At 45.9% G+C, this 11,972-nt stretch carries 11 protein-coding genes; 1 reads left to right on the forward strand and 10 read right to left on the reverse strand.

The annotated features are described in order from the left end of the window. Position 1: 1 nt before the first annotated feature. From MJB10_RS14665 to MJB10_RS14710, 10 genes are all read right to left on the reverse strand, one after another. The gene (locus MJB10_RS14665) at positions 2-1,201 is read right to left on the reverse strand and encodes an S-layer homology domain-containing protein (protein ID WP_314795753.1); all 1,200 of its coding nucleotides are present in this window, start codon (positions 1,199-1,201) and stop codon (positions 2-4) included. Then, positions 1,202-2,272: a type IV pilus twitching motility protein PilT gene (locus MJB10_RS14670; protein WP_314795755.1), complete on the reverse strand. Its 1,071-nt coding sequence runs from the start codon at positions 2,270-2,272 to the stop codon at positions 1,202-1,204. Positions 2,273-2,304: 32 nt separating this feature from the next. After that, the gene (locus MJB10_RS14675) at positions 2,305-3,027 is read right to left on the reverse strand and encodes a hypothetical protein (RefSeq protein ID WP_314795756.1); all 723 of its coding nucleotides are present in this window, start codon (positions 3,025-3,027) and stop codon (positions 2,305-2,307) included. A gap of 8 nt (positions 3,028-3,035) precedes the next feature. Then, complete coding sequence (locus tag MJB10_RS14680) at positions 3,036-3,647, reverse strand: PilN domain-containing protein (RefSeq protein WP_314795758.1); 612 nt, start codon at positions 3,645-3,647, stop codon at positions 3,036-3,038. A 6-nt stretch (positions 3,648-3,653) separates the two neighbouring features. Further along, positions 3,654-4,652 carry a type IV pilus biogenesis protein PilM gene (gene pilM / locus MJB10_RS14685; RefSeq protein WP_314795759.1) on the reverse strand — a complete coding sequence of 333 codons (999 nt, stop codon included), beginning with the start codon at positions 4,650-4,652 and terminating at the stop codon, positions 3,654-3,656. Between the two features lie 69 nt (positions 4,653-4,721). Beyond that, positions 4,722-5,345, reverse strand: coding sequence for a prepilin-type N-terminal cleavage/methylation domain-containing protein (locus MJB10_RS14690; RefSeq protein ID WP_314795760.1), 624 nt, complete (start codon positions 5,343-5,345; stop codon positions 4,722-4,724). Positions 5,346-5,380: 35 nt separating this feature from the next. Further along, entirely contained in the window at positions 5,381-6,604 is a 1,224-nt protein-coding gene (locus MJB10_RS14695; RefSeq protein ID WP_314795763.1) for a type II secretion system F family protein, read from the reverse strand. A 39-nt stretch (positions 6,605-6,643) separates the two neighbouring features. Beyond that, the gene (locus MJB10_RS14700; RefSeq protein ID WP_314795764.1) at positions 6,644-8,374 is read right to left on the reverse strand and encodes a GspE/PulE family protein; all 1,731 of its coding nucleotides are present in this window, start codon (positions 8,372-8,374) and stop codon (positions 6,644-6,646) included. 70 nt (positions 8,375-8,444) lie between these two features. Beyond that, positions 8,445-9,446, reverse strand: a complete 1,002-nt coding sequence (locus tag MJB10_RS14705; RefSeq protein WP_314795766.1) for a VanW family protein — start codon at positions 9,444-9,446, stop codon at positions 8,445-8,447. A gap of 626 nt (positions 9,447-10,072) precedes the next feature. Then, positions 10,073-10,918, reverse strand: coding sequence for a LuxR C-terminal-related transcriptional regulator (locus MJB10_RS14710; protein ID WP_314795768.1), 846 nt, complete (start codon positions 10,916-10,918; stop codon positions 10,073-10,075). 462 nt (positions 10,919-11,380) lie between these two features. Between MJB10_RS14710 and MJB10_RS14715 the strand changes: the two genes are divergently transcribed. Further along, the gene (locus tag MJB10_RS14715; RefSeq protein ID WP_314795769.1) at positions 11,381-11,872 is read left to right on the forward strand and encodes a cysteine dioxygenase; all 492 of its coding nucleotides are present in this window, start codon (positions 11,381-11,383) and stop codon (positions 11,870-11,872) included. Positions 11,873-11,972 lie beyond the last annotated feature (100 nt).

An 11,972-nucleotide genomic window follows, 5' to 3' on the forward strand; every position in this document is an offset into this window, starting at 1 on the left:
CCTACAGTAAATGTATAATTCTTGAGATCACTTTGAACGCTTCTGCACGTGTCAACGAGCCTTGCGGCCGGAAAGAACCGTCCTCATACCCGCCGACGATACCTGCACGAATAACGTTGATCAGTGCTTCTTTATTCATATCTGGTAAGTTAGCTGTGTCTGTAAAATTTTGCGATCTTGGGGGAAGCGATACCTCATATTTCTGTAAAATCCGATCAACCAGCCCCACCATCTCGATGCGGGTAATGGGTAAATCCGGCGAAAATCGCATATCTGCAGGGCGTTGATCCAGCAAGCCAATGGCTTGTGCTGATGCGACCATCCCTTTTGACCAATGACTACCCATATCTTCATAACCCGTTACGGGTGTTTTGACGGGCTCAATACCCAAGGCTTTAACAAGCAGTGTTACGAACTCCGCCTTCGAAAGCGTGCGGTTCGGGCGAATCGTTTGATCCTCATAGCCATCGATAATCGATTTTTGCATCAGATCTAGAATGTCTTCTTTCGCCCAGTGCGTTTCTGCATCCGTGGGCACCTTTGTCACTTTCGTTTGCTTCCACAAGCGTAATGTAGGAATTTTCTCTGGCATATCAGTGGATTTATTCACAGAACCAAGCGTTGTCGCAACTGCGCGATCGGAATCTTGGAAATGGATGCCGTAGACATTGACTAACCCTGTGGTGGTCACTTTCGCAACCCCATTAAGCTGAGCCTCCGCATCTGTAGGAATATTCGCCCAAGGGACTTTGCCCAGATAGGCCTTGACCCGATAGGATTCTTGAGTTGTGCTTTCAAAATAGTTGCGAGTCGTCTCTTCGACATCTGTTGCGTGAAAATCAAGTGCACCATCTGCGGTTACCCCAATTTCATCCCAAAATACAAGCAAGTCATTGTAATCGCGTGCGATTGCGCCCGTCCAAATTTTGACATGCGCACCTGCTCCATCTACTTTGGTCACTACGGCAAAAGGTTCTTTAGAAATAACCATGCCAACCTGCCAACCTGCTGGGGAAAGCTTCAACGAATCATACTGTGCGTTCCTCGCTTCATAATCGAGTCCAAGCAAATTAGTGAACGGGTTACTCGCTTGCACAATGCTAGGTTTGCTCGCAGATTCAGCACTAGCTAACATCGCGGTTGATGAGAGCATGGCTGCAACAAACAACGACGTTGCGAGTAGGTGTTTTCTTCTCTTCATTTAATCGTCTCCTATACTCATCTCATATTCTTTAATCGCATCTCGGTGGATGATGCCTTCCTCTACGAGTTGTTTCAGGCTGGACACCATGGTCTGCATACCAATTTGGCGGTTCGTTTGTATGACGGATTTGATTTGATAAATTTTTTCTTGGCGAATCAAGTTAGCAACAGCTGGTGTATTGATTAAGATTTCCAGCGCCATCGCTCGTCCTCGGCCATCCATTCTTGGCACTAATCGTTGGGATAACACACTGATAAGCACAGAGGCGAGCTGAACGCGTATTTGTCGTTGCTGCTCGGTTGGAAATACGTCAATAATCCGATCCACCGTTTGCGGGGCATCTGGGGTATGCAGCGTAGCAAGGACAAGATGTCCTGTCTCCGCAGCTGTAATTGCGGTCTTGATTGTCTCTAAATCCCGCATCTCTCCGACGAGAATCACATCTGGATCTTGCCGCAGCGCTGCTCGCAGTCCATTAGAGAACGAATGCGTATCGATACCGATTTCACGTTGTGCGACTAGGCAATTTTTGCTTGGATGAATGTACTCAATCGGATCTTCCAACGTAATGATATGCTTCTTCTGTGTTTCATTAATAAAATCAATAATGGAAGCCAGCGTCGTTGATTTGCCGCTTCCTGTCGGTCCTGTCACAAGCACAAGTCCTTGATGCTTAAAGGCAAACTCTTGAACAAGATCAGGCAAATGCAAGCTGAACAACGAGGGTACTGTTGTTGATAAAACACGGAACACCATGTTAATGGAACGTTTCTGCTTAAATACATTTCCACGATACCGCGATAAACCTGGAAGTTCGAAGGAGAAGTCAACTTCCCCTTTGCTTGATAATGTCTCATACTGTTCGTTCGTTAAGATCTCTCTTGCCATCCGAAGGGTGTCCTCAGGGTGAAGTACGGCGTCAACCACCTTCATCAACTTGCCGTGCAAGCGCATTAATGGCTCCGTTCCTGCATTGATGTGCAAATCAGAAGCTTTGGATTCGTACGAAATACGCAGCAAATCCTTTAGTGATAGTGTGTTGGACGAAGTTGGCGCCATCATACTCATCGTAATTCCTCCTGTGGATTCTTAAATTCTTACTAGTAAAGCAAATTGGATTTGCCAGTTGGTTTGGTATAGTTCACAGGAACCGGCGATTTGAAAAACTTCTGCAACCCCGGGGCATAATACGAAACGAGCGAAACGTTCACTGTAATTTCACGTTTTAGCGCATTAAGCTTCACAGGTGCTCCGCCTTTCACAGCGAATGTGATCTTATCTACTTGAATCAAACGATTCGTCGTTTGCAGTTCATCTAGAAACCTGTGAATTTGCTGATAGTCGCCTTTAGCCGTCGTGTTCAGTTTCACTGGAATCGCTAGGGATGGGAGTGCTGCAACCGCCGTTGTGCCATTGGCTTGAGCCGAGGTGCTTGCCGCAGCAGGTGTCGCTGTTGATGCTGTAGTCGCAGGTGTAGTTGATTCCGCTACCTTGCCAATTTCGAAATTATAATTCGCTAATGACATCTTTGAAATGACCTCGAGCATTCGCACTTCACGAATTAATCCTTCCTGGTCTGGTACCTCAGGCACGCGGTTGCGTGTCTTCGATAGACTAACTTGCTCTTCTGCGCCAATTGTGTTGCTTCCCGTCGTCCGCTTAGTAATGGCTTCTAATTCCTGTTTCTTCTGAGTCAGAAGCGATGCTTTCGAAGCCTTTTCACTTTGCACAGGAGCAATGAAGTTGATATACACCATCACCAGCGCTAATGTCAGGATGACAGCGACAATGATTTGATTTTTCAAGTTTCCTAGCAAGCTCATTCGTTCCATCAACCTTTCTTAGTCGCATCGGACTTGTACTGCAGTTCAAATGTTGCCTGAATGACAGGAAGCGGCGGATCGATTACGACAGGCGCGTTTTTATCTTCTGCAACAGCAGCTATTTTGTTCATACCGCTGCTGGACAGCAAGGTGAACGAAGCGGATGCTTTCGTTGCTTGCATAAACGTAATCACATCTTCACTCGTTGCAAAATTGCCTGTAACCTTCAGCTTGTTGCCTTCTCCGAAGGAGAGTGCGGTAATATTGGACGCGTTAGGCATTAAGGCCGATAGCTTATCCAGCACTTCCGTCGCTTGCGGCTTGCTGGCAAGCAACTGCTTCGGCAGTGCAACGAAATCGGCTACGCCTCCCGCTGTAGGCGAGATCGCGAGTTTCGTCTGGCCTTCTTTAATTTGTTGATTGATGCGTTCCAATGCCAAATTCGTTTGTTTAATTTCTGATTTGGCACTCATATACATCCAACCCATGCCACCCACGATGACAAGGAACGCCCCAATGAACACATATCGCAAGAGTGGACTTGTACCCGTTTGTTCGTCTTGCCGCATTTGCAGCAAATTAATCTCGATGGACTGTAGCTTCTGCATCGCTGCACTCATCGTCAACTAAGCCCCTTTCATTGCCAATCCCACGGAAACCGCATAGGCATGACATGTTGTGTCTTCATCTTTCAGAATAGCCTGCATTGGAAAAGATGTAATTTCACCGGAAAACGCACTTTCCAAGTGCTCAGGCAAGGCAGTAATCCACTCATGGTCGCCAACCAAGTACACCATTTCGATATGTTTGTGATCCGTGGACACCGTGTATTGGAAATAGTTCAGAACTCGTCCCAACTCCATGGATAAATTGCGGCCATACGCTGCCAATTGATCGGTACCCGTATCCAAGAAGAAACTCGTGTTGATTTGAATCGAACGGAAAAATACGGGGATTCCGTCCACGAATATGCTGATATCCGCATGATCTGGCTCGACATGCAGCAGCATGAATCGATCCTTCATCGCGGAGCTTGTAAGTTTGCTATGGCGCACCAGCATGCGATGTAAAGCAAGTGGCGCTAAATCTACAGCAACTGGAACCAAACCCGACTGCTTCACGACGTGAGCATAGCTTTCAACCACTTCGCCAGGTGTGGCAAAAATTAATACCTCTTCTTGCGCTGAGGCTTTGGAGGATTTCACGATACCTTCCGCTGAAGCGGCAGCTTCATCCTTAGGCGGACCTAAACGAACAAAATCAAACACGGGATTTTTGAACGGCAGCTGTTGACCGCCATGCAATTCAACATCGATCATATTGCGAAGAGCTTTATCTTTTAATGATGAAAAGACCGATTTGCGAAGCACGACATTAGAAAGCGGCACTGTCACGTTCACGTGAGCGCCTTGCAGGCCAATTTGCTTCACTAAGGTGGCGATACGACCGATGACCGACTCTTCATCTACGAATTTTCCATGTTTAATACTGCCTCGATCCAGCGCAATGGAATGCCGCTGTGTTAGAATGACTTGCCCATTCATGTTCATAATCTCAACAAGCTTCGCTTCTGTATCCGAAATTTGCATGCCGTATGTGTACTTGCTCATTTTCTTTGCGAACATTGCGGTAACTCCTCTCGGTTTTGCCCTAATAAAGGGTGCGCCGCCCGAAGACGGCGCACGGAACTTCGATTATTCTTGTACGTCTGCTGCTGTAGTACCGAATTTCAATGTGTCAACTTTGTCTTCATCTTGTGCTGTAATGTGCGAAACGCCATTTGTACCAACTAAAGTAATTGTGTATTTATTGTTGCCAGTTGTAGCATCAGGCGTAACTTTTACAAGGGAAGTTGTTTCATTGTAAGGATTTGTTTTGTCAGATGGATCTTTCGGGATCGTTTCTAGGAAGCCGCCATCGTGAAGTTCTTTAAGCGTCCAAGTATCTTTTGTCGCAGAAGGAATGATACCTTCGCCTGTAATCATCGTTCTAGTTGAATCGATAATCATATGTGCATTGGATTTATGCGCGCTAACGCGTGTATTTTTCAAGATGCCGCCGATGGACGGAATAGCGATTGCAGCGATGATGGCGATGATAACAATAACTGCAAGTAACTCAATCAATGTTAAACCTTTTTGATTTTTGTTCAGTTCTTTCAAAGAAAACTTCTTAAATGTCGGAAAACGAAAACCCATTTTTTTGTTGTTGTCCAATACTAATTCTTGCATAGCATTCCCACCTCTTCGTTTAGTTTGGTTATGTAGCCCGTCTTGCAAACTTACCTTATGTTGTGAAGCATTTAAAACCAGTGTCATGTTGTGACTATCACCTCCCTTCAAGCCTATAGTTGTTAATTCAAGAAATTATCGTACATTTTGAACATCGGACTCATGATCGCCGCAACAATGACCCCAACGATACCCGAGACGAAGAGCAGCATGAGTGGTTCAATCACCGCCTTTAATCGATCTACACTTTGATCAACATCCGCTTCAAAAAAGTCCGCAATCTTCGCCAGCATATTATCGACTTGACCCGTTTCCTCGCCGATGATCAGCATTTGTACGACCATTTTGGGAAATATACCGCTTTTCTGGATCGGTTCGGAGAGCATCTTTCCTTGCTGCAAACTGTCTTTCGCATCGCGCAACACCTTGGCAATGACGCGATTGCCAACGACTTTCTCAGTAACATCCAGCGCTTGCAGCACAGGTACTGCACTTACGAACAAGGAGGACATCGTACGCGCCATCCGAGCGACTGCCGCTTTCTTGAGGATGATGCCAAAGACTGGAATACGAAATTTAATCGTATCGACCCAGAACTTCCCTTCTTCGCTGGAGGCGAAACTGCGATACAGCACAATTAAACCGACCAAGCCAACCAAGAACATCCACCAGTAATGGACAATGGCATCACTGGAGTTCATTACGAATCTAGTAATGAGCGGCAACTGCGATCCTTGCTCCATAAACATGGAAGCGAATGTTGGAACGATCTTCATTAATAGGAAAATGACAACCCCGATGGCAATGAAGAGAACGATAATCGGATACGTCATTGCGGATTTAACCTTCTGAATCGTTTTGTGCTCCTTTTCGTAATGCTCCGCCATACGATCCAGGACCTCGTCCAAATTCCCTCCCGTTTCCCCAGAGGCAATCATATTGACGAACATCGCAGGAAATACTTTCGGATGATCGTCCATTCCTTTCGATAAGGGATGCCCGCTGCGGATCTTCTCGGAAATATCACCCAATGCGGCTTTCAAATATTTGGCCATCGATTGATCTTCCAGAATCGCTACCGCTTGGTCGATTTGAATACCTGCACGAATCAGCGTTGCAAATTGCCGGCAGAAGATAACGAAGTCTTCTAGCTTCACGGCGCGGCCAATATGGATTTCTAAATCCATCTTCGTAGCCTTTTTCTCTTGAATGCTGCGAATGGTCATTCCCTTTCCTCGCAGCTCCGTGATGGCGAGCTGCTTGTTCTGGGCCTTGAGTATCCCTTTCATTTTCTTGCCGTTTTCGTTCACGGCTTCATACGTAAAGTTCGCCAACTTCGTGTTCACCCCCATTCACGGCTTACGCTGATTCCCCACACTTACCGTCTATTCATCTGATACGGCTTTCAAGACTTCTTCAATGGTGGTATGACCTTGTCTAATCTTGAGCAGACCATCATACAGCATGTTTTTGTAACCATGCTTCGTTAAATGCTGCTCCAACTCGCTTACAGGGCGATTTTGTACAATGAGACTGCGCAGCGGTTCATCAACGACGAGCAGCTCGTGTACGGCAATACGTCCGCGATAGCCTGTTTTATTGCAAGTGCCGCAGCCTTTGCCTCGTGTTACCATAACTGGCTTCTCAGTAGATTTGGATCCTATCAATGGAACGACGACGCCAGTTCCTGTGCCAGCAAGCTGTTGCTCACTGCCACCAAGCAAGTCATGAGCTTCAAACATCTTCATTTCATCTTCTCTCGCTGGTACCTGAGCCGCGCATTCACGGCATACGCGCCGAACGAGTCGTTGCGCTACGATACAGGAAAGCGATGAAGCGATGAGATACGAATCAATGCCCATATCCACCAAACGGCTAATGGTGCTAACCGCACTATTCGTATGGATGGTACTTAACACCAAGTGACCCGTTAGTGAGGCGCGTACGGCGATTTCCGCGGTTTCCGCGTCCCGAACCTCCCCTACCATGACAATATTAGGATCTTGACGAAGGATAGAGCGCAGTCCTGAGGCAAAAGTGAGACCGATTTGCGAGTTCACCTGCACCTGCGTTACGCCATTCATCCGATACTCGACAGGATCTTCGACAGTGATGATTTTCACATCATCCACATTGAGTTGACCTAATGCCGAGTACAATGTGGACGTTTTCCCGCTTCCAGTAGGTCCCGATATCAGCATGATTCCATTCGGTTTCTGAATCATTTTGTCGAATTTCACTAAATTAGCATCACTTAGGCCTAATTCAGCAATTTTCTTGATCCCAGCTGACTGATCCAGAATCCGCAGAACGATACTTTCGCCATGGACCGTAGGCAGGGTAGATACCCGGATATCAATGCGACGGTTATCCACTTGCATTTGAATCCGACCATCCTGAGGCAATCGACGTTCCGCGATGTTCAGCTTGGCGATAATTTTCAACCTTGCCGTCAATACGCCTTGCATATGTTTCGGCAGCGCCTTCTCCGTTCGCAGCACACCATCGATCCGATACTTGACGATCAATGATTTCTCTTGAGGATCAACATGAATGTCGGACGCCTTCTGCTGCACGGCGGATTGTATAATTTGATTAACGAGCTTCACAATCGGCGATCCTTGATCGTTCGCTTCTTGCTCCTCATCTTTGATCTCGATTTTGTCTAAGTCGACCATCAACTCATCGACGGATTCTTTCAAGCCGTAATTTTTCGTGATAGCTTGTTCAACCTCTGAGCGAATCGCAATCACAGGTTGTACACTCATATTCGTCGCCATACGAATTTCTTCAATGGCTCCATAGTTTAGCGGATCGACCATTGCGACTTTGATTTTGCCATTTTTACGCTCGATCGGAATGACACAGTGTTTTCTTGCCAACGTTTCTGGAATTAATTGAACCGTTTGCATATCTAATTGCGTCTCATACATATTGACGACTGGAAACCCAAGTTGAAACTCCAGCACTTCGACGAGTTGTCTTTCGGTAATTAGCCCTTTGTCGATCAGAATTTCACCAATCTTCTTTCGGGTGTGCACCTGTTGTTTCAGCCCTTGTTCGAGCTGGTCCTCTGTGATGAGTCCGTTCATGACAAATAGTTCACCTATGCGCATTGGGGGGTCCTCCCTTCTGTTGATAGAGTACGTAACGGATCTGTGCAGCTTCCTTGTTCATACACCTGAATTACGGTGATTTAACCTCTTCCCCCGTTGGTGCCTTGGCGATAATGATCGGATGCGGTGCATAGAAATCTTTATATATCAGCTGGTTCTTACCGTCATTCTTCTCATCATTGAACACTTTGACCAGCAGACCAGGCAGGCCATCACTTCGTTTCACATCGCCTTGTCCAACTAAAGTAAAGTCCGTCACAATCATGTTTTCAGGTGCGAACACTTCTTTACTCACTGTAATTTTAGGAGCCTTCCAATCGCCTTTCGGTTTTCCATTAAGCGTAACTACTGGAGTTTCACCGTTATAAATGACTCCTACTGTTACTGGAACACCAAGCGAGTTATAGAAGGTTAAATCTTTTTTGTCAGGCTGAAAATCAACATCGAAACCGGCAGGTGCATAAGCAGGATTATCTTGATGCGCATATCGCTCACCGATCCCCATACCTGCACGCAGCGCTGCTTCGTATAACAGACTTGCAACATGTGACAGGTCGTCATTTTTTTTCTCCGGCGCCTTACCCTTGCTGACTTCATTCAACCAAGCTTGGTAAGAGAACAACTTGCCTGGATCCAGTTTGATCTCACCTGCAAGTTCCAACCACGCTTTCTCATTCGCATTCACAGGAACAATACTCTGTGCTTGCGAGATCAGTTGAACAGCTCCCGAAGGAGTTGTTGCTGGCGGTGTTGCAGGGGGTGTTGCACTGGGCGGCGTAGAAGCTGCTGGTGTGCTTGCTGGTGTGCTTGTTGGTGCTGTTGATGACGCTGCTGATGGCGTTGGCTTACTGGAAACCTTGGCAGTTGGATCTGCGCCAGCTGCTAACGCAACACCTTTGGTCGATGCTTGCGTGTCTGATTTCCAGAACATCAGACTGGATAATTGATGATCGGAGTTCCATTCGATGAAGCCTGCCTTCGTTAATCCGTAAACCGATCCTGAACCGACAACGCCTAGTAGAAGAACCCATTTAATAGGCTGCAGGATCAAGGCCTTTCTTCTTTGTCTCATAGCCTACCGTCCCTCAAAGCTCGACATTTTCCCTCCCGTTTCGGTGGGATGCCTCAAATATAGACGGTAATGTCGGAAGCGCAAATCATACATAGTGTTTAATTCAAATGACCTAATGCATTTACTGTAATCCGCAAGCCACTTCGACATGAAAATACCTGTTTTATAGGGATTTCAAGCTATTCGGGCAGCAATCTGGGATCCAAAATCAGGATTTTCAACCAAGAGTCGTGCTAAGGAAACGGTTAGGCGTAGTTCTATCGGAGCGCATTTGAAAGCCAATCAGATACCACTGTTTATTTAACACATGTTTAGATGTGTGGAATACCGCGGCATTTCCTCATTTTCCTCGAAAAATGGGTCTTCCGCGTATCCGTATCGACAAAAACTGCATCGCATTTTGTAGAGAGAAGCATCTCCATGGAGGAAATCGCCTGACTCACCCCATGGAATTGGGCTTAGAATCATGGTTCTGGAAGACATCATTGCAAGAATAAAAAAACTTCCACCCCACACGTGTGTGAGATAGAAGTCTTCTTGGAATTATGTATACGCTATATGCGGTATCATGTACTTCATTTCTAACAATTCAGTAATGCATATGTATGACAATCATGCCCTGCTTGCTAAATCGCGCCAAGAACACTAAGAATCAAGGAAGCTTTGGAGTTCACCTTCAGCTTGCGATTGATTTTGGTGACATACACGCGCACCGTATTCTCGCTTATGCCCAGTACCTTGCCAATTTGCTTATAATCGTAATCCAGCAGCCAGTAGGTCGCAACTTCTTTCTCGCGCAGCGTCAGCTTAAAAGCTTTCAACCGTTCCTCCAGCATTTCCTCAATGAACCATGTCTTGCTCTGCAACTCTGTCTTCCGAAGCTCATACTCGAGCAGTAAGGCAATGGATTTGATACACGGGTACATGAATGGCCCCGAGATGGGTTGAAATGCCGTTAATACTAAGTAACCCATGCTCACATTATCCGAATTATGGATCGGTACGCACATGGTCACCCAATTATGCATCGTATCTAGATAATGATCCTCACCGCTAATCCACACAGGACGCTGAAGATCGATCGCGGCTGAAACTGCATTCGTCCCTGCACTGGAGAGAGATAACGAGGAACCAATCCCTATATTGTTTAAATTGGCTGCTTGGTTGACAGATTTCTCATCACCGTTGATCGACAAGATGACGCCATGACTATCTGTCACGATGAGTAAATAAGGAAAGTAGAAGGTGTTCGTCTTCAAATGTGATTGCCGTAGGATGACATCCATGAGCGCTTGGTTTTTAGCTAACAGCCGTTCCATCATTTTGCCTTGCACCCGAAATCGGACTCGTGTCGAATCTCGTTGAACGCCATTCAGAAATGATTTCTCATGCAGCTTAGCAATCTCCGCTTGTGAGATGCCGATTCTCTCTGTAAATTCATGCATGTGCGTCTCTTCAGCTAAACCTGTCAATCTCCCACTCCCCTTCTATTTCCATAAAATGAAAATCCTAGTCATACCCACACTTCTCACTCACAAAATAGTAAATAATGTCGGATGCCGTAGAATTTATCAAAGCTTTACAAAATTATGCCATTTTCATGCATGTGACACTAACTATAAGGCTCAAAACGAATGCTTGGTATAGTGCAAAGGTAGTAATTGTTAGAAGATAGTATACTTGCACTAGGAAAAGATAGCGTTTGCATAAATTCGTAACCAATTAAGGATTGCAGACATGTGCCGTTCGTAGGATAAAACCAACAATCCGCAGGCCCCCCTTCTTCAAATAATTAAGAGACCTAGCTTTAAAGTGTGAAAAACTTAACATGTATCTCTAACCATTTTCACTTCAGCGGCATACTATATAACAAAAACTTATCATTTCACAAAATTTTGTTGATAAATGGATAGGTTGCCTAGGAGGCGGAAGCGATGTCGCTCATCCGAGCTATTGAACAGACATTCTGTAAATTGCAATCCCCTACAACCCAGCAATTAGTAGAAGCACTCCAATCGATCGAACGAAACCTAACGTACGTCCCTGATTTAAAAACCGAGCCATCACAGCACGCTTATGGAAGAAATGTGGTGTATAGCACGCCTCATCTGGAAGTCATTATCATTCACATTCCCCCTTCACGTTCCACGGCCATCCATAACCACGGCTCGTCCATTGGCGCAGCCTGCTTAGTCACAGGCACATTGGTGAATTCGATCTACACCTTAGATGAAACTGGCTACCCTGTTGCATCCAGGGATCATTTCATACAAGCTTGCGACTATTTCATCGCCCCGAAGGAGCAAATTCATCAGCTTAGCAATCCGTTTCACGAGCCTGCGATTTCCATTCATGTTTACAGCCCGCCGCTTCGTGAAGTGAAACGATATTTGCCTTATAGTGAAGTTCTGGACTATGTGATTTGATCAAAAATGAACAAAACCCCCTTCTGACCTTCTCGTTAAAGGAGGATCCAGCAGGGGGTTATCTATTTCGCTATACGCGCCAATCTCAATTGGCTAATCC

This window comes from Paenibacillus sp. MBLB1832 (genome assembly GCF_032271945.1).
In the GTDB taxonomy this organism is placed as follows: Bacteria; Bacillota; Bacilli; order Paenibacillales; family NBRC-103111; genus Paenibacillus_E; species Paenibacillus_E roseopurpureus.

What these genes read in the sequence shown, in the direction of transcription:
- MJB10_RS14700 (WP_314795764.1), bottom strand. Translation starts at nt 8,374, where the DNA reads ATGCGCATAGGTGAACTATTTGTCATGAACGGACTCATCACAGAGGAC.
- MJB10_RS14705 (WP_314795766.1), bottom strand. Translation starts at nt 9,446, where the DNA reads ATGAGACAAAGAAGAAAGGCCTTGATCCTGCAGCCTATTAAATGGGTT.
- MJB10_RS14690 (WP_314795760.1), bottom strand. Translation starts at nt 5,345, where the DNA reads ATGACACTGGTTTTAAATGCTTCACAACATAAGGTAAGTTTGCAAGAC.
- MJB10_RS14680 (WP_314795758.1), bottom strand. Translation starts at nt 3,647, where the DNA reads ATGAGTGCAGCGATGCAGAAGCTACAGTCCATCGAGATTAATTTGCTG.
- MJB10_RS14715 (WP_314795769.1), top strand. Translation starts at nt 11,381, where the DNA reads ATGTCGCTCATCCGAGCTATTGAACAGACATTCTGTAAATTGCAATCC.
- MJB10_RS14670 (WP_314795755.1), bottom strand. Translation starts at nt 2,272, where the DNA reads ATGAGTATGATGGCGCCAACTTCGTCCAACACACTATCACTAAAGGAT.
- MJB10_RS14675 (WP_314795756.1), bottom strand. Translation starts at nt 3,027, where the DNA reads ATGAGCTTGCTAGGAAACTTGAAAAATCAAATCATTGTCGCTGTCATC.
- pilM (WP_314795759.1), bottom strand. Translation starts at nt 4,652, where the DNA reads ATGTTCGCAAAGAAAATGAGCAAGTACACATACGGCATGCAAATTTCG.
- MJB10_RS14665 (WP_314795753.1), bottom strand. Translation starts at nt 1,201, where the DNA reads ATGAAGAGAAGAAAACACCTACTCGCAACGTCGTTGTTTGTTGCAGCC.